This window comes from Pseudoduganella sp. jia 12 (assembly GCF_055502675.1).
Map to the genome: position 1 here is coordinate 25,256 of NZ_JBUXKP010000003.1, position 17,144 is coordinate 42,399.

Consider the following 17,144-nt stretch of genomic DNA (forward strand, 5'->3'; position numbering starts at 1 on the left):
GCCGCATCGAGCCGGCTGGCTGATTGTCAGCGTCGCCATAAACAACAATTCCAGGTCGGGTTGGCGAAAAGCTCTGCCTTCCCCGACCTCACATAGCTAACGCTGACAGCGCCAAACTACTTCATCCAGACAGCGTAGTTGGTGCCGGACGCCTGCAGCGTCCAGCCGCTGCCCGGGCTCCAGCTGTTCGGCCCGATCTTCATGGCCAGCTGGCGCGACGTGCCGGTGACGATGGCCGCATACAGGCCCTGCGTCGCCTGCTGGATCGTCACCGCCGACGTCGAGTGCACGCCGGCCGCCTTGCGCGCGTTGATCAGCGCGGCGATCGGCGCCCTCAGGTTCCAGTCATACACGTGCGGGTAGAACACCGTCGGAATGCCCGGGTGCGACAGCACGTAGGCATAGCCTTCCATCACGCTGCCGCACGGCACCGGCCAGTGGTTCTGGCCCGTGCCGCAGCTTTCCGCCGGCCCCGTGTCGTGGTTGTCCACGAAGGTGACCGACATCGCTGGCCACCAGCCGATCGCGCCCTGCGGCTTGCCGGCGCTGTCCTTCAGGCGCCAGTAATTGCCGTTGGCCAGCGCGTCGTTCAGGATCGCCTTCGTGGTGAAGTCGAACGCGCCGCATGACGAACCCGTGCCGTCGATCCAGTTCATGATCGACTGGCGGTGGGCATTCATGTCGTTGGGATTGAAATCGCCCCACAGTTCGCCCACGCAGAAGTCCGGCGCGAACGCGTTCGCATACTTGCCGGCGTACGAAGCGTTGAAGCCCTTTACGTAGTCGAAGCGCAGGCCCGTGAAACCAGCCTGCTTGATCGGGCCGTTCAGCCACGTGATGATGCCGTTCTGCGTCTGGGCCACGTTGGTGTGATCGAGGTCGCGCCCCGCGTTGAAGCCGTCGCCCGTGTCGGCACTGCCCAGGCCGCAGTTGCACTCGTCGCCATTGACGACCGCGTGCGTGGTCCAGGTAGGATTGGTGAAGTCGGACCAGCCGTTCGTGCCCACGCGGTGGTTGACGACGATGTCGGCGATCGACTGGATGCCGCGGCTCTTGAACGCGCCCACCACGCCCGTCAGCTCGGCCGGGCTGCCATAGGCGGACATCAGTGAATTGAGCTGGCGCGGCAGGTAGCCCTCCTTCGCGCTGGAATCGGATGGCGGCGGGAACCACACGTGCGTGATGCCCAGCGCAGCCACGTCGTCGACACGGTCCGACAGTGTGTTGTACCAGTCCGGCCGCGTGTAGCCGGCCGAATGCCAGTGGAACCCCTGCAGCAGGATGGCCTTGCTGCCACCGGCCTGCTGCTTCGGCGTTGCCGCTCCTGCGTGGGCCATGGCCGCCATCAGGCCCGCCGCCACGATGGTGGTAACGATGCGTTTCTTCATTGGTATCTCCTCCAAGAATGATCAGACCTGCCCGCGCCGGACATGCCCGCACGCGGCAGGCGAGTAGTCTGACTACATACCGCTTGTAGTCCAGTGATAGGATCTTGTATCTGCGGTAAACGCAGTCTTCAGCAATAGAGGAGGCATGTCAACGGTATTCTTGGTTAGCGATGTAGTTTACATACATTTTTCCTGACGAGTTTGTGATATGCGGTCATGAACGCTGCCAGCCCGCGATCCGGCCGCGCAGGACCGTCAGGCAAGTGTCCGGGCCAGCACGGCGGCGGCCCGCGCCATCGCGTCGGGCGCGATGCGCACGCGGGTGCCATCGAAGTCCGGTCCCCGCGTGGCGTCCAGGCCCATGCGCGAGGTCGTGCCGATGCCCGACGCCGACGGGTCGAGCGCGCTGCCGGGCAGGCCGTCGACGATCACGACATCGCGGTGCGGCTGCATGTGCGTGGCCATCGCCCACAGCACCTCGCTGTCGCGCGTGATGTCCACGTCGTCGTCCACCGCGACCACCGTCTTCAGGTAGGGATCCCAGCCCAGCAGGCCGAGCATGACCTGGCGTGCCTCGCCCGGGCGGCTCTGGCGCACCGCCACATAGGCATGGAAGTGGGTGCCGGAACTGGGGTAATGCACCGCCGTCACGCCGGGAAAGCGTTCGCGCAGCTTTTCCACCATCTCCGATTCGCGCGGGATGCGGCCCAGGTTCAGGTGTTCGGCCGAATTGCCGCCCACCACATCGACCAGCACCGCGTCGCGCCGGCGCAGGATCGACTCGACGCGCAGCAGGTTGTTCGTGGAACGGTCCGACGAGTAGCCGGAAAATTCGCCGAACGGCCCTTCCGGCACATGTGCCTCCGGATCGATCACGCCTTCCAGCACGAACTCGGCGTGGGCCGGCACCGCGATGCCGTACTTCGGCGTGCGCACGGCCTGCAGCGGCGCGCCCAGCAGGCCACCGGCCACGTGGCGCTCGTCGACGCCGAACGGCAGGCGCGCGGCCCCCGCCAGCATGAACAGCGGGTGCGCACCGATCACCATCGCCACCGGCAGCGGCCTGCCCCGCTCGCGCGCGATCTGCAGCAGCCGCCACAGGTGGCCGCGCGAATGCAGGCTGGTGGCGATCTCGGTGGGGCTGTGCAGCGTGGAGCGGTGATAGCTCATATTGCCCACGCCCGTATCGGGATGCTCGGCCACGAGAATGGCGTTGGTGATGTACGGCCCGCGGTCGGTGGCGAAGTGCTGCACGACGGGCACGCTGCGCAGGTCGATGCCGCTTTCCTGCACGCTGTCCGTGACCGGGCCGCTGTCGACCAGCAGCGGCGGCACCAGCCTGAGGCTGCGCGTTTGGTATTCGGCATGGATCTGCGCGGCCGGCACGCCGAGCATGCGCCCGACCCGCTCGCGCGATGCAAAGATGTTGGTGACCAGCGCCGTGTCGATGCCGCGCACGCGTTCGCACACGAGCAGCGGATGCCGGTCCTGCGCGGCAAGCTGCCATACCAGCGCGGTGACGTCTTCGCCGCCGGCCAGCTCCTCGCGCACGGCCAGCACGTCCTGCGGGTACAGTTCGCGGTAATGGCTGAGGAATTGATGGAAGTCCTGGGGGATCATGTCTGCCCTCTTTCATTGGTTGCGGCGGCGCGCCCTTGCCGGGCGCGCCGCCTTCGGTTGCTGCTTGCTGCCTGCCGGCGCTTACCTCAGACCCGCATAGGTATCGGTCAGCCGCAGCTGCGCCTCTTCCAGCGTGCGTGGCGGCGGCGTCGTCTCGATGCCGCAAAGGCGGGCGATGTTGTTGCCCATGTAGTCTTCCAGCCCATCCTCGTCCAGCCCCATGCCGTGCGGCGGCTCGGAGCACAGCACTTCGAGTTCGCGCAGCCACATGCCCGGTTCATTCGGCGGCGAATCGGTGCCGAACACGATCTTGTTGCGCGGCAGTTGCCTGGCGAATTCCACGATACGCGACTGGAAGCACCAGCCGGATTCGCACACCACGTTGGGCGTGTCCATCGCCATCCAGAACGCCTCGAACGAGTAGTTGCCGCCCGTCTGGATACCGAAGTGGCCGATGATGAAGTTCACCATCGGGAATTCGCGGATGATCGGGTAGAACATCGTCGGTATCGTGTACGGCCCGTCGCCCGTGTGGATCAGCACCACCACGTTGTGTTTGGCGCACATCTTCATCGCGGGGCGCAGCCAATCGAGGGCGCGGTCGGGCCGGTAACCGTGCATGTTGGCGTGCAGCTTGAGCATCTTGAAGCCGTATTCCTTCACGTGGTACTCCAGCTCCAGCGCGCCCTCTTCCGGGCCCCAGCGCGGATTGAACGTGAAGTTGCCGATGAAGCGGTCCGGGTACTTCTGGCACAGTTCCGCGATGTAGGCCATGTAGTCGCGGATGCCGTCGCGGCCGCGCCGGTTGCCGTCGCGGTAGCCCGTGTTGCCGGGCGGCGGCTGGATGAAGCCCATGTCGATGCGGCGCGGCTTGCCGTTGATCATGTAGGGGCCGTCCATCATCTTCAGCAGGCGTTCGCCGGTAAAGGGTTCGCCCGTGTGGCGCCATGCCTCGTCGACCAGGTTGGTGGGGTGCAGGTGGGTATCGATGATCATGTCAAATTCCTGTGATGTTGGCCGCTCAACGGTCGTTGATGCGCGTGATGGGGTGTCCGATGTCGAGGCGCGCCTGGGCTTCGGCCACGGTGCGCGGCGGCGGGCTCGGTTCCAGGCCGACCATGCGCGCGACGTTGTTGCCGAGGTAGTCCTCGAGCGTGTCCTCGTCCAGGTTCAGGCCCTGCGGCGGTTCGAAGCACAGCACCTCGAGCAGGCGCAGCCACATGCCCGGTTCGTTCGGCGGCGTGTCGGAGCCATACAGGATCTTGTGCTTCGGCAGCACCTTGGCGAATTCGACGATGCGCGACTGCAGGCACCAGCCCGATTCGCAATACACGTTCGGCAAGTCCATCGCCAGCTGGAACGGCTCGAAGCAGTACACGCCGCCCGTCTGCACGCCGAAGTGCGCCATGATGAAGTTCACGGTCGGGAACTCCTTGATCATCGGCACCCACTCGGTCGGGATGCTGTACGGGCCGTCGCCCGTGTGCAGCTTGACCAGCACGCCCAGTTCCGCGCATTTCTCCAGCGCGGGGCGCAGCCAGTCGAGCGCGCGGTCGGGCCGGTAGGCGTGCATATTGGCCTGGAACTGCACCATCTTGAAACCGTACTCGCGCACATAGCGCTCAATGGCGCCCACGCCGTTCTGCACGCCGCAGCGCGGGTTGTAGACGAAGCAGCCGATCAGGCGGTCCGGGTACTTGCGCACCATCTCCAGCGTGTAGGCCATGTAGGCATCGATCGATTCCGTGCCGGATTTCTCGCCGTCCGTGTATGTGTAGATGGTATTGCCCTGGGGCGGCTGGATGAACGCCTTGTCGATGCGGCGCGGCTTGCCGTTGATGATGTACGGGCCGTCCATCATGCGGATCAGGCGTTCGCCGCTGAATGGGTCGCCATCGTGGCGCCAGGCCAGGTCGACCAGGTTGGTCGGATAACAGCTGGTGTCGATGATCATGGGATCTCCTCACAATTGCTTCAGGTAAAAGGCGGTCTTGGTAATCCACGCCTCGCTTAACTGGAGAATTGCCAGGGGCGCATTCATGGGACGAATGGCCGCTGGCGGTTCCTCCGCCAGTGAGCAATCTCCCACCGGGTCGCTGGCCCTGCATCGCCAGGTGCACCGGTTGAACGCTTCTACCCACTACTGGTACTGCTGATTTGTTTTACTGCTTTGCCGCTTTACTGCTTGCTGCCTGATTGCTTTACCGCGTGACTGCTTTACTGCTTCATTGCCTTGTATGTCGCTACGGTTGCCGCGCCGCGCCGGTCACTGCCCGATCGTCCGCGCCAGGCGCAGCACGTCGGCGCTGGCTTCGGCACGCAGCTGCGCCATGTCCAGGCCGGGAATGGCGTCGTCCTCCACCAGCACCCGCCCTGCCCCCAGCAGCCATTTCAGCCGGGGCCTGCCGGCCGCCACCACGGGGCCGATCGCCATGTCGTGCAGCCCGAAGTAACGGGGCGCGTCGAGGTCGTAGACCGCCAGGTCCGCCGCCTGCCCCACCGCCACCGTGCCCACGCCATCGAAGCCCAGCACGCGCGCGCCGCCCTCGCTGGCCCAGTTCACGACCTGCTCGACCGACACGGTGTCGGCCCCGGCTTCGCCATCACCCACCGGCCGCGGGCGCGTGGCGGCGCCCGCGTGGGCCCGGTGCATCAGCCAGCAGAAGTGCACTTCGCTGAGCATGTCGGCCGCCTCGTTGGACGCGGCGCCGTCCACGCCGATCGACACCGCGCCTCCCAGCCGGTGCAGCGCCGGCGCCCGCGCCACGCCATCGGCCAGGCGCGCATTGCTTTGCGGGCAGTGCGCCATGCCGGTGCCCGTCTGCGCCAGCAGCCGCAGTTCCGCATCGGCCAGGTGGGTCAGGTGCGCCAGCGACACGTCCGGCCCCAGCCACTCGTGCTCGGCCAGGAATTCGATGGGCAGGCAGCCGAATTCGGCGCTGCAGTGCTCCATGAAACTGACCGTCTCCGACATGTGCGTGTGCAGCGGCACGCCCATGCGGCGGGCGGCGCGGGCGATTTCGCGCAACTCGCCCCGCGCCACCGAGACCGTGGCGGTGGTGGGTGCCAGCGCCACGCGGGTGCGCGGTCGGGGTCCGACCTGGTGGTAGCGCCCGGCGATGCGCTCCACGTCGGCCACCATGCCGTCCAGCGTTTCCGGCGGCACGTAGGTGCTGGCATCCGCTTCCAGCTTGCGGGTCACCGTGCCGCCGCCCCGCTGCAGCATGAAGCGCACGCCCAGCTTGTCCGCCTCCTCGAACAGCGCGGCCGACGGGTCGTAGCCCAGGTCCGGGTGGTAGATGTAGTGGTGGTCGGCGATCGTCGTGCAGCCCGACATCATCAGCTCGACGATGCCGATCCTTGCCGCCAGCCGCAGCCGGTCTTCGTCGAAGGCGCGCCGGTAGATGAACGGCACCGCCTGCAGCCACGGGCTCAGTGTCAGGTTGATCCCGGCCGGCACGCCCTTCAGCAGCGACTGGAACAGGTGGTGGTGGGTGTTCACCCAGCCCGGATAGATCACGCAGTCGCGCGCGTCGAGCACCCGTTCGTCCGGCTGGCGTTCCAGCGCGCGGCCCATTTCCGTGATGACGCCGTCCGCGATGCGCACATCGGTGGCCGTGCTGCGCGCCGCGTCGCCGCGGGCGCCGGTAAGGATGCTGTGGGCATCCCTGATCAGTAATTTGTTGCTCATGGTCGATCCTGTCTGGTCTATTTGGGTGGCGTGCCGTCGATGCCGTTGACGAGGAAATTCATCTTGTCCAGCTCCGCGGCGCCCAGCACCTGGCCCGCGGCCACGCGCTGCTTGCCGGACTGGTCGAGGATCGGGCCCGCGAACGGGTGCAGCCTGCCTTCGGTGATGTCCTTCTCGGCGGCGGCGAACTTTTCCCGCACGTCGGCCGGCACGGAAGCGTTGAGCGGGGCCATCCTGATCATGCCCTCGCGCAGGCCGCCCACCGTGTGCGCCGCCTTCCAGCGGCCGGCCAGCACGTCCTCGATCGTCTTGGTATAAAAACCTGTCCACGTCTGCACCACCGAGGTCAGGTTGGTCTTCGGGCCGAAGCGGCTCATGTCGGAGTAGTAGCCCACCGTGGGAACGCCCTTTTCCTCCCCGGCCGTCACCACCGCCACGGACGACGTGTCGTACGTCAGCAGGTCCACGCCCAGCGTGAGCAGCGTGTTGGCGGCGGCGCGTTCCTTGCCCGGGTCGTACCAGGCGTTCACCCAGATCAGCTTGACCTGGGCATTCGGGTTCACGCTGCGCATGCCCAGCGTGAACGCGTTCAGGCCCTGCAGCACCTCGGGAATCGGGAAGGCGCTGACATAGCCGGCCAGCCCCTTCTTGCTGAGGTGCCCGGCCAGCACGCCTTCCAGGTAGCGGCCCTCGTAGTAGCGGGCGTTGTAGGCCCCCACGTTGGGCGCCGTGCGGTAGCCGGTGCCGTTCATGAAGATCACCTTCGGCGCCTGGCGCGCCACCTTGATGGTCGGTTCCATGAAGCCGAACGAGGGGGTGAAGATCAGCTTGCAGCCTTCCTGCACGAAGTTGCGGATCACCCGTTCGGCGTCGGGCCCTTCGGCCACGTTTTCCACGTACTTCGTCGTGACCTTGCCCGCCATGCTCGTGGCGATGGCCTTGCGCGCCTGCTCGTGCTGGTAGGTCCAGCCGCTCTCGCCGATGGGGTTCGAGTACAGGAAGCAGGTTTTCATGGGCGTGGCGGGCGTGGCGGTGCTCGCGGTGGCCGCGCCGGCCGACATGGCCAGCAGGACCGGCAGCGCCGCCATGGCGGCCAGCCGTGCGGGTCGACTTCCATTCTCGGGAACATCCTTGCGCGAATCGTATGGCATGTTGCGTCTCCTTTATTGTCGTGATTCAGGCGTCGGGCCGGAATGGCTGCCCCAGCGATGCGGGCGAATGCAGCCTGATGGTGTGGGCATTGCGTGAAATGAGGACCAGCACGGCGATGGTGGCCATGTACGGCAGCGAGGACATCAGCTGCGCCGGCATGTCGAGCTGTACACCGGAGCCCTGGACGAACAGCTGGGCGATCATCACGCCGCCGAACAGGTAGGCGCCCAGCACGACGCGCAGCGGCCGCCAGGTGGCGAACACCACCAGCGCCAGCGCGATCCAGCCCCTTCCGGCGACCATGCCTTCCGCCCACAGCGGTGTGTAGAACACCGAGATGAACGCGCCGCCCATGCCGGCCATGGCGCCGCCGAACGCCACGGCGGCATAGCGCAGCGTGATGACGCGGTAGCCCACGGCATGGGCCGACGACGGCGATTCGCCCACCGCGCGCAGCACCAGCCCCCAGCGGCTGCGGTACAGGAAATACAGCACCGCCGCCACGATCGCCCAGGACAGGTACACCATCGCCTGCTGGTTGAACAGCGCGGGGCCGAGCACGGGAATGTGCTCGAGCAGCGGTACCGGCACGGGGGCGATCATCGGCAAGGGCGTGGACTCGAACGGCTTGCCGATGAAGGCGGCCAGCCCCACGCCGAACAGCGCGAGCGCCAGGCCGGAAGCCACCTGGTTGGCCATCATCGTCAGCGTGAGGAAGCCGAACGCCAGCGCCATCACGCAGGCCGCCGCCATGCCGGCCAGCACGGCCAGCACGGGGCCGCCGCCTGACAGCGCCACGGCGAAGGCCGTCACGGCGCCGATGGACATCATGCCTTCGGCGCCCAGGTTCAGCACCCCGGCCTTCTCCGTCACCAGTTCGCCCATGGCGACGAGGATCAGCGGCGTGCCGGAGACGATGGTGGCGGCCAGCATCGAGGCGATCAGGTGGTTTTCCATGGCAGTTTCCCCGGGTTGACGGTGCGATCGAAACGGATGCGGTAGCCGATGAACAGGTCCGCGCCGAGCAGGAAGAACAGCAGCAATCCCTGGAACACCTTCGAGATCGACGATGGCAGGTTGATGAACTGCTGCGCCTGTTCTCCGCCCAGGAACAGCAGCGCCATCAGCAGGCTCGCCAGGCAGATGCCCACCGGGTGCAGCCGCCCGACGAAGGCGACGATGATGGCGGCGAAGCCGTAGCCGCTGGAGATGGACTCCGTCAGCTGGCCCATCGGGCCGGCCACTTCGGCCACCCCGGCCACGCCCGCCATGCCGCCGCCGGCCAGCATGCCGATCCAGATGGCCCGGCTGGCGGAATAGCCGGCGTAGCGCGCCGCCGCGTCGGCCTCGCCGGCCACCTGCATCTGGTAGCCATAGAAGCTGCGTTCGAGGAACACGTAACCCACCCCCAGCGTGGCCAGCGCCACGAGGAACGCCGCGTTCAGGCGCGTGCCCTCGACGAGGATGGGCAGCAGCGCGGCATCGGCGAACATGCGCGTCTGCGGGAAGTTGAACCCGTCCGGATTCTTCCATGGCCCGTGCACCAGCCACGAGGCGGCGAACTGCGCGATGTAGACCATCATCAGCGTGACGAGGATCTCGTTGGCCCGCCAGCGGGTGCGCAGCAGGGCCGGCACGGCCGCCCACATGCTGCCGCCGAAGGCGCCGGCCACCAGCATCAGCGCCCACGTCCACGGGCCGCCGTCGCCCGCCTGCAGGGCCAAGCCGGTGGCCGCGATGGCGCCCATGACGAACTGCCCTTCGGCGCCGATGTTCCACACGTTGGCGCGGTAGCCCACGGCGAGGCCGATGCCGATCAGCATCAGCGGCGTTGCCTTGAGCAGCAGCTCGGTCAGCGCGTGCATGTCGCGCAGCGGGTTGAGGAAGAACACCCGGAAGGCGGTGAACGGATCCTTGCCCAGCGCGGCGAACAGGAACAGGCTGGCGAACAGCGTGAGCGCCACCGCGGCCAGCGGCGACACGTAGCGCATGGTGGCCGATGCGCTGGGGCGCGGTTCCAGTTTAAGCAACATGGCTGTGCCCCTTGTGCGAGCAGGCCGCGCCGGTTGCACGATGGGCCCACGGTTCCAGGTCGCCCGCCGACGGCGTATCGTCCGATGTATCGTCCGGACAGTCTCCGCCCGCATCGACCGCATCGGACACGTTGCCGTCGTCATGCCATACCCCGCTCATGCGCAGGCCCACTTCCTCGACGCTCGTGTCGCGGGTGGGCGTGGCAGGTGACAGGCGGCCGCCGGCGATGACGGCGATACGGTCCGTGATCTCGAACAGCTCGTCGAGTTCCTCGGAAATCACCAGCACGGCCGTGCCGTTGCTGCGCAGGTCCAGCAGCGCCTGGCGGATGAAGGCGGCCGCGCCCACGTCCACGCCCCACGTGGGTTGCGCCACGATGAGGATTTTCGGACATTGCATGATCTCGCGCCCGACGATGAACTTTTGCAGGTTGCCGCCCGACAGCGAGCGGGCCTGCGATTCCGGACCGCCGCACTTGACGTTGTACTTCTCGATGCAGTGGCGCGCCAGCTCGTGCATGGCCTGGATGCGCACGAGGCCGAACTTCAGCAGGCCGCTGCCGTAGGCCGTCAGCAGGCCGTTGCGGGCCAGCGACATGCGCGGCACCGCGCCCCGCCCCAGCCGTTCCTCCGGCACGAAGCACAGGCCGAGTGCGCGGCGCCGGCCCGGCGACAGGTGCCCCGCGGCGGTGCCGCAGATGCGGATGGCTTCCCGCGCTTCCAGCGGCGCCTCGCCCGACAGCGCGTACAGCAGCTCCTGCTGGCCATTGCCGGACACCCCCGCGATGCCGACGATCTCGCCGGCCCGCACGTCGAGCCGGATGTCCCGCAGGGCCACGCCGAACGGATCGGGCGATTGCTGCGACAGGCCCTGCACGGCCAACCTTGTTTCACCATCCTCCCGGGCGGCGCCCCGCGTGCACTTGGGCAGTTCCTTGCCGATCATCAGCCGCGCCAGCGATGCCAGCGTTTCCTCGGCCGGGATGCAGGCGCCCGTGACCTTGCCGGCCCGGAGCACGGTGGCGCCGTGGCACAGCTCGCGGATCTCGTCGAGCTTGTGGCTGATGTAAAGGATGCTGCAGCCCTCGGCCGCCAGCTGGCGCAGCGTGGTGAACAGCGTGCGCACCGCCTGCGGCGTCAGCACCGACGTCGGTTCATCCATGATCAGCAGTTTCGGGTTCTGCAGCAGGCAGCGGATGATTTCCACCCGCTGCCGTTCGCCGACGGACAGGCCGTGGGCCAGGCGGCACGGGTCGACCGGCAGGCCGTAGCGCATCGAGACGGCGCGGATGCGGGAGGCCAGGTCGTCCAGGTCCGGCTTGCCCGGCAGCGACAGCGCCACGTTTTCCACGACGGTCAGCGTCTCGAACAGCGAGAAGTGCTGGAACACCATGCCGATGCCCAGGCTGCGGGCATGCGCGGGGCTCATCACCCGCACCGGCTGCCCTTCCCAGGCGATCTCGCCCTCGGTGGCCTGCGTGACGCCGTAGATGATCTTCATCAGCGTGGACTTGCCCGCGCCGTTCTCGCCCAGCACGGCGTGTATTTCACCGGGCATGACCTGCAGGTCGATGCCGTCGTTGGCCACCACGGACGGGTAGACCTTGCGTATGCCCCGGAGCGCCAGCCGGGCAACGCCCTGCGCCATGAGATCGGTCATTCAGGCCTCCACGGCGGTTGCGGGCATGGCCAGGCACCAGTCGAGGCCGGACTTCAGCGTGTCGCGATCGAGATTGCGGCCGATGAAGACCAGCTTGCTCACGCGCGACCCGCCGGCGGGCCACGTGTCGGCCGGACGCAGGTCCAGTACGCGGTGCACGGCCTGCAGTACGTGGCGGCGGCCGTCGCCGGCGATCGCCAGGATGCCCTTCAGGCGGAACAGGTCGTCGCCCTGCGCCTGCAGCAGCTGTGCGAGCCAGGCATCGAGCAGGCGCCGGTCGAATGGCGCGGCGAACGTCAGCGAGACCGACTCCACCGACGGATCGTGGGAATGGCCGTGCGCCGCGGCGCCGTTGCCGGGGGTCTCGCAAACGCCCGCCGGGATATCGGCGTGAGAGCCGTGCGCATGGGCATGGGCATGGGACGCGTGATCGCATTCGTCGCCACCGCATGCATGGACGTGGGCATGTGCGTGGTCAGGTACGTGAGCTTCATGCTCGTCGAGGAAATGCGGATCGACCAGCGCGGCGCCGGAATCGAAGCCGCCGATGCCGAGCACCTGTCCCAGGTCCACCTGCGCATGGCACGAGTACAGGATGCGGGCGCCCTGGTTGATGGCGCGCATCCGTTCTTCCAGCGCCCGTGCTTTGGCGGGTTCGACCAGGTCGGTCTTGTTGATGATGACGCGGTCGGCCGCGACGATCTGGTCGACGGCCTGGTTGTCCATGCCGGCGAGCGCCGGATCGTCCAGGTGGCCTTCGATGTGCAGCGCGTCGACCAGCGTCACCACGCCGTCCAGCCGCAGCCGGCGCGCCACGTCGTTGTCCATGAAGAAGGTGGCCGCGACCGGCGTGGGGTCGGCCAGGCCGCTGGTCTCGACGATGATGTGGTCGAACTGTTCCGGCCGCGCCAGCAGCGCCTGCAGGATGCGCACGAGATCCTTGCGCACGTCGACGACGCAGCAGATGCAGCCGTTCGTCATCTGGAAGATTTCCTCGCTGGAGGCCAGGACCAGGTCGGAATCCACGTCCACCGCGCCGAATTCGTTCTCGATCACGGCGATGCGCATGCCGTGCTGCGCCGTGAGGATGTGGTTCAGCAGCGTGGTCTTGCCCGCGCCGAGGAAGCCCGTCAGGATCGTCACCGGGATGGTTCCTGCCGCGCCGGTTTCATGCATCATTGTTGTTTGATTCATATTGTCTCCGTGTTGTCATGCAGTGATACCCTGCCAGCGCCGCACGAGGCCTTCGTGCGGAACGCCGAACAGATCCAGCGTGCGGCCCACGGTGTGGGCCACGATGTCTTCGATCGATCGGGGATGCTGGTAGAACGCGGGCACCGGCGGGCAGACGATGCCGCCCAGCTCCGTGACGGCCGTCATGTTGCGCAGGTGCGCCAGGTTCAGCGGCGTTTCCCGCGCCAGCAGCACGAGCCGGCGGCGCTCCTTGAGCATCACGTCCGCCGCGCGGGTAACGAGGTTGTCCGCCAGGCCGTGGGCCACCGCCGCCAGCGTGCGCATCGAACAGGGCGCGATGACCATGCCTTCGCACTGGAACGACCCGCTGGCGATGGTGGCGCCGATATCCTTCACGTTGTGCACCACGTCCGCCATCGCTTCGATGTCGCCCTTGCGCAGCTCGAGTTCGTGCATGGCGGTCAGCGCGCCGGATGCGGACAGCACGAGGTGGCTTTCCCAGCCGTCGAGCGGGGCCAGCGCCTGCAGCATGCGCACGCCGTAGACCGCACCGCTGGCGCCCGTGATGGCGATGACGAGGCGCTTCGTCATGCGTCGCCCCCGGCCGAGAAGTCGAACGGCGTGCTGCGCTGGCGCCGGCCGGTCAGCGCAAACAGCGCGTTGGCGATGGCCGGCGCCACGCCGGGATTGGACAACTCGCCCACGCCGCTCGGCTTGTCGGTGTCGCCCTCGACGATGGTGATGTCGATTTCCGGCATGTCGGCCATGCGCATCACCGGGTAGTCGTGGAAGTTCGACTGCACCACGCGCCCGTTCTCGATATCGAGCCGGTCATGCAGCGCGTGGCCCAGGCCCCACATGAGCCCGCCATACAGCTGTTCTTCCACGCTGCCCGGGTGGACGGCGAGGCCGCAGTCCGCCACGCAGGTGATGCGCCGCACCTTGACCGCGTCGTCGACCTTCTCCAGTTCCGCGACGATGGCGATATAGCTGTTGTACGCCTGGTTCGTGGCGATGCCCAGCGCACGGCCGGGCGCACGCGGCTTGTCCCAGCCGGCCTTGAGGGCGGCCTGTTCCAGCACGGCCACGTGGCGCGGGCGCCCCTTCATGTGGCCGATGCGGAACGCCAGCGGATCCCTGCGCGCCGCATGCGCCAGTTCGTCCATGAAGCTTTCGATGGCGAACACGTTGGGGATGAAGCTGACCGCGCGGTACCAGCCCGTGGGCAGGCCCGTCTCGTGCCTGACCCAGCCCACGTCCAGGTGGTCGGGCTGGTAGGCGAAGTCCCAGCGGCAGATCGCCTCCGTGGTGCTGTAGTCCATGCGGTCCTTGCGGTCCGTGTAGCCCGGCTCCCACTCTTCCGGCGAGGCCGGCGACACGGCGCGCAGCTTCAGCGCGGACAGGCTGCCCTCGGCATCGAGCGCGCCGGCCACCTTGGTATAGGTGGCGGCGTGGTAGTACAGGCCGCGCACCTCGTCCTCGCGGCTGTACATCAGCTTGACCGGCCGGCCGCTGGCCTTCGCCAGCCACGTCGCCTCCAGCAGCCAGTGCCGCGATTCGCGCGCCCCGAAGCTGCCGCCGCCCACCAGCTCGCGCAGCACCACCTTGTCCTGGCCGATGCCGGCCATCGCTTCGGCCGCGAACTGCGCGTTGCTGGGCACCTGCAGGCCGCCCCAGTAGGTAATGGTGCCGTCGACGATCTCGACGACCACGCATTCCGGCTCCAGCGGATTGGGCACCTTGTACGGCATCGTGTATTCGGCGCGCAGCACCCTGCCGCTGCTTTTCAGCGCGCGCGCCGCATCGCCCTTGCCGATGGTGCGCACCAGCGGCCCATCCTTGCGCGCCAGGTGGGCACGCTGCAGGGCCGGCACGTCGCGGCTGTCGAAGCGCGCGAAGCTGCCGTTACGCCACTGCACCTGCAGCGCATCGCGGCCCAGCTTCGCCGCCCAGTAGGTATCGGCCAGCACGGCCACGCCTTCCTGGTGGCCGCCCAGCATGCCGGCCGGCGCGGCGGGCACTTTCAGTACCTGTCGCACGCCGGGCACGGCCAGCGCCTTGCGCGCATCGAAGCGCCTGACCCGGCCGCCGATGACGGGCGCGCGCAGGATGACGGCGACCAGCATGCCGGGCAGCTTCACGTCGATGCCGTAGGTCTGCTTTCCCGTCACCTTGGCCTGCGCATCGAGCTTGCGGTGCAGCTTGCCGATCAGCCGGAAATCCTTCTTGTCCTTCAGGCGGGGCTCCTTCGGCGGAGCCAGGCGCGCCGCTTCGGTCGCCAGCGCGCCGTAGCCGAACTGGCGGCCCGTGGCCGCGTGGATCACCTTGCCGTCGCGTGCGTGGCAGTCGTCCACCGGCACCTGCCAGCGCGCCGCGGCGGCCTGCACGAGCATCGTGCGGGCACTGGCGCCGGCCTTGCGCAGCGTGTCGTATTCCAGCATCACGCTGGTGCTGCCGCCGGTCGAAAACACGTGCCACTGCGGGTGCATGTAATCCTTAAAGAACGGGTGTTCGGGCGTGATGATCTCCACCTGCTCCAGCGTCACTTCGAGTTCCTCGGCCAGCACGAGGCCGAGCGCCGTGCGGGTGCCCGTGCCGGAGTCGTGCTTGTGCACGACGAGCCGGATCGTGTCGTCGGGGAAGACGCGCACGAACGCGTTCGGCGCGAGCATGCCGGCCGCCGGCTCAGCGCCCGCGGCGGCACCCGCCCCGGGCAGCACGAAGCCCACGGCCAGGCCGGCGCCAAGCATCGCTGCGGATTGCAGGAACATGCGCCGCGACGCCCGCGGCTTCGGTGCCGGCATCGATTCCGGCGTGATGTCGCGTTTGTTCATGACCCCTCCCCATGTTCGGCCACCTTCGCGGCGGCCATCGTCGCGGCGGCCACGTGGATGGCGCGGCGGATGCGCCCGTAGGTGCCGCAGCGGCAGATGTTGCCGGACATGGCGTTGGTGATGTCGTCGTCGCCGGGTGCCGGGTTTTGCCGCAGCAGCGCGGCGGCCGACATCAGCTGGCCGGACTGGCAGTAGCCGCACTGCGGCACGTCTTCCTGCAGCCAGGCCTGCTGCAGCGGGTGCTCGCCCGCGGCGGACAGGCCTTCGATGGTGGTGATCCTGCGGCCCACGGCGGCCGATACCGGCACGCTGCACGAGCGCACCGCTTCGCCATCGAGGTGCACGGTGCAGGCACCGCACAGGGCGGCGCCGCAGCCGAATTTCGTGCCGGTGAGATCGAGGTGATCGCGCAGCACCCACAGCAGCGGCGTGTCCGGCGCCACGGCCACGCTTCGTTCCTCGTTGTTGACGTTCAGTCGCATCGGGGTCTCCTGTTCTCGTTGTTGAAATGAGTATGGAAACGGCCCGGTAATTTGTACAATATATTCTTACGTGTCGATTGATATCGGGAGAATATGGATCTGCGCCTGCTCCGCTATTTCACCGTGCTGGCCGAGGAACTGCACTTCGGCCGCGCCGCCACGCGGCTGCACATGTCGCAGCCGCCCCTCAGCCAGCAGATCAAGCTGCTGGAAACCGAACTGGGCACCCCGTTGTTTACGCGCACGCAGCGCCGCGTGGAGTTGACGGCGGCCGGTGTCGCGCTGAAGGAACAGGCGGCCCTCGTGTTCGCGCAGATGGCGCGCGCCGTGGACCTGGCGCGCCAGGCCGGCCGGGGCCACTGGGGCACGCTGGAGATCGGCATGATCAGTTCGCTGATGGTGGGCCTGCTGCCGCAGGCGCTGCGCATCCTGCAGGACCGCTATCCCGACGTGAAATGGACGCTGCACGAGCTGCAGCCGGCCGCCCAGCTGGCGGCGCTGAAGGAGCGCAGGCTGGACCTGTGCTTCTATCGCATGGGGCCGAGCGATCCGGAGCTGACCAGCGAGCCGCTGTCGAGCGAACCGATCGCCGTGGTGCTGCCGCAGCAGCACCGGCTGGCCCGGCGCGCGCGCGTGGCGCTGAAGGACCTGGCCGACGAACGCTTCATCTCGTTCAAGCTGGACCAGTCGCGCTTCGCCACCTACCTGTACCAGAGCTGCATCGAGGCGGGCTTCACCCCGAACATCTACCAGCAGGTGGTCGAGGTGCAGACGCTGCTGGGCCTCGTGCGCGCCGGCCTGGGCATCGGCCTGCTGCCCGCCTCCACCGGCCAGTTCGGGCATGCGGGCGTGGTGTACCGCAACCTGGCGGGGCCGGCGCCGGACACCACGCTGCATGCCACCTATCGCAAGGACGATCCCTCGCCCGTGCTGCAGGTGTTCCTGGCCATCATGCGCGAGCTGGTCGACGGGCCGGCGTCCTGATGGCGAGGACATTTCGCAGGCTCGTTGCGGGCTGCCTTGCAGCACTGTCGGCGGTGCCGCCGGCCCGCCGCCATTGAGGCTGTTGTAAGCGGATCTATTTTTCCAT

General features: G+C 67.7%; 14 protein-coding genes. 1 reads left to right on the top strand and 13 read right to left on the bottom strand.

Annotated elements, in window-relative coordinates; all coding sequences use genetic code 11:
• Positions 1–116: 116 nt before the first annotated feature.
• From ACY65G_RS06215 to ACY65G_RS06275, 13 genes are all read right to left on the bottom strand, one after another.
• The gene (locus ACY65G_RS06215) at positions 117–1,388 is read right to left on the bottom strand and encodes a glucan 1,4-alpha-maltotetraohydrolase domain-containing protein (RefSeq protein ID WP_464996495.1); all 1,272 of its coding nucleotides are present in this window, start codon (positions 1,386–1,388) and stop codon (positions 117–119) included.
• Between the two features lie 255 nt (positions 1,389–1,643).
• Entirely contained in the window at positions 1,644–3,008 is a 1,365-nt protein-coding gene (locus tag ACY65G_RS06220; protein ID WP_464996496.1) for a UbiD family decarboxylase, read from the bottom strand.
• A gap of 81 nt (positions 3,009–3,089) precedes the next feature.
• Positions 3,090–4,004, bottom strand: coding sequence for an amidohydrolase family protein (locus ACY65G_RS06225; RefSeq protein WP_464996497.1), 915 nt, complete (start codon positions 4,002–4,004; stop codon positions 3,090–3,092).
• A gap of 25 nt (positions 4,005–4,029) precedes the next feature.
• Positions 4,030–4,962 (bottom strand): amidohydrolase family protein, encoded by a 933-nt coding sequence (locus ACY65G_RS06230; RefSeq protein ID WP_464996498.1) that lies wholly within the window; start codon positions 4,960–4,962, stop codon positions 4,030–4,032.
• Positions 4,963–5,274: 312 nt separating this feature from the next.
• Entirely contained in the window at positions 5,275–6,699 is a 1,425-nt protein-coding gene (locus tag ACY65G_RS06235) for an amidohydrolase family protein (protein WP_464996499.1), read from the bottom strand.
• Between the two features lie 17 nt (positions 6,700–6,716).
• On the bottom strand, positions 6,717–7,850 hold the full coding sequence (locus tag ACY65G_RS06240; protein WP_464996500.1) for a BMP family ABC transporter substrate-binding protein: 1,134 nt from the start codon (positions 7,848–7,850) through the stop codon (positions 6,717–6,719).
• A 25-nt stretch (positions 7,851–7,875) separates the two neighbouring features.
• Positions 7,876–8,808, bottom strand: coding sequence for an ABC transporter permease (locus tag ACY65G_RS06245; protein WP_464996501.1), 933 nt, complete (start codon positions 8,806–8,808; stop codon positions 7,876–7,878).
• Complete coding sequence (locus ACY65G_RS06250) at positions 8,793–9,881, bottom strand: ABC transporter permease (RefSeq protein ID WP_464997051.1); 1,089 nt, start codon at positions 9,879–9,881, stop codon at positions 8,793–8,795. The genes ACY65G_RS06245 and ACY65G_RS06250 overlap by 16 nt, the downstream gene beginning before the upstream one ends.
• Entirely contained in the window at positions 9,874–11,544 is a 1,671-nt protein-coding gene (locus tag ACY65G_RS06255) for an ABC transporter ATP-binding protein (protein ID WP_464996502.1), read from the bottom strand. The genes ACY65G_RS06250 and ACY65G_RS06255 overlap by 8 nt, the downstream gene beginning before the upstream one ends.
• Complete coding sequence (locus ACY65G_RS06260) at positions 11,545–12,738, bottom strand: CobW family GTP-binding protein (RefSeq protein WP_464996503.1); 1,194 nt, start codon at positions 12,736–12,738, stop codon at positions 11,545–11,547.
• A 15-nt stretch (positions 12,739–12,753) separates the two neighbouring features.
• Positions 12,754–13,329: a UbiX family flavin prenyltransferase gene (locus ACY65G_RS06265; protein ID WP_464996504.1), complete on the bottom strand. Its 576-nt coding sequence runs from the start codon at positions 13,327–13,329 to the stop codon at positions 12,754–12,756.
• A complete protein-coding gene (locus ACY65G_RS06270; protein WP_464996505.1) occupies positions 13,326–15,572 on the bottom strand; it encodes a xanthine dehydrogenase family protein molybdopterin-binding subunit in 2,247 nt (748 codons plus the stop codon). Before ACY65G_RS06270 ends, ACY65G_RS06265 begins: the two co-directional genes overlap by 4 nt.
• On the bottom strand, positions 15,569–16,054 hold the full coding sequence (locus tag ACY65G_RS06275; RefSeq protein ID WP_464996506.1) for a (2Fe-2S)-binding protein: 486 nt from the start codon (positions 16,052–16,054) through the stop codon (positions 15,569–15,571). The genes ACY65G_RS06270 and ACY65G_RS06275 overlap by 4 nt, the downstream gene beginning before the upstream one ends.
• 93 nt (positions 16,055–16,147) lie before the next feature.
• Between ACY65G_RS06275 and ACY65G_RS06280 the strand changes: the two genes are divergently transcribed.
• The gene (locus ACY65G_RS06280) at positions 16,148–17,038 is read left to right on the top strand and encodes a LysR substrate-binding domain-containing protein (protein WP_464996507.1); all 891 of its coding nucleotides are present in this window, start codon (positions 16,148–16,150) and stop codon (positions 17,036–17,038) included.
• Positions 17,039–17,144 lie beyond the last annotated feature (106 nt).

Bases quoted from the DNA above. Each gene is read 5' to 3' on its own strand.
- ACY65G_RS06215 (WP_464996495.1), bottom strand. From the start codon at position 1,388: ATGAAGAAACGCATCGTTACCACCATCGTGGCGGCGGGCCTGATGGCG.
- ACY65G_RS06220 (WP_464996496.1), bottom strand. From the start codon at position 3,008: ATGATCCCCCAGGACTTCCATCAATTCCTCAGCCATTACCGCGAACTG.
- ACY65G_RS06225 (WP_464996497.1), bottom strand. From the start codon at position 4,004: ATGATCATCGATACCCACCTGCACCCCACCAACCTGGTCGACGAGGCA.
- ACY65G_RS06230 (WP_464996498.1), bottom strand. From the start codon at position 4,962: ATGATCATCGACACCAGCTGTTATCCGACCAACCTGGTCGACCTGGCC.
- ACY65G_RS06235 (WP_464996499.1), bottom strand. From the start codon at position 6,699: ATGAGCAACAAATTACTGATCAGGGATGCCCACAGCATCCTTACCGGC.
- ACY65G_RS06240 (WP_464996500.1), bottom strand. From the start codon at position 7,850: ATGCCATACGATTCGCGCAAGGATGTTCCCGAGAATGGAAGTCGACCC.
- ACY65G_RS06245 (WP_464996501.1), bottom strand. From the start codon at position 8,808: ATGGAAAACCACCTGATCGCCTCGATGCTGGCCGCCACCATCGTCTCC.
- ACY65G_RS06255 (WP_464996502.1), bottom strand. From the start codon at position 11,544: ATGACCGATCTCATGGCGCAGGGCGTTGCCCGGCTGGCGCTCCGGGGC.
- ACY65G_RS06260 (WP_464996503.1), bottom strand. From the start codon at position 12,738: ATGAATCAAACAACAATGATGCATGAAACCGGCGCGGCAGGAACCATC.
- ACY65G_RS06265 (WP_464996504.1), bottom strand. From the start codon at position 13,329: ATGACGAAGCGCCTCGTCATCGCCATCACGGGCGCCAGCGGTGCGGTC.
- ACY65G_RS06270 (WP_464996505.1), bottom strand. From the start codon at position 15,572: ATGAACAAACGCGACATCACGCCGGAATCGATGCCGGCACCGAAGCCG.
- ACY65G_RS06275 (WP_464996506.1), bottom strand. From the start codon at position 16,054: ATGCGACTGAACGTCAACAACGAGGAACGAAGCGTGGCCGTGGCGCCG.
- ACY65G_RS06280 (WP_464996507.1), top strand. From the start codon at position 16,148: ATGGATCTGCGCCTGCTCCGCTATTTCACCGTGCTGGCCGAGGAACTG.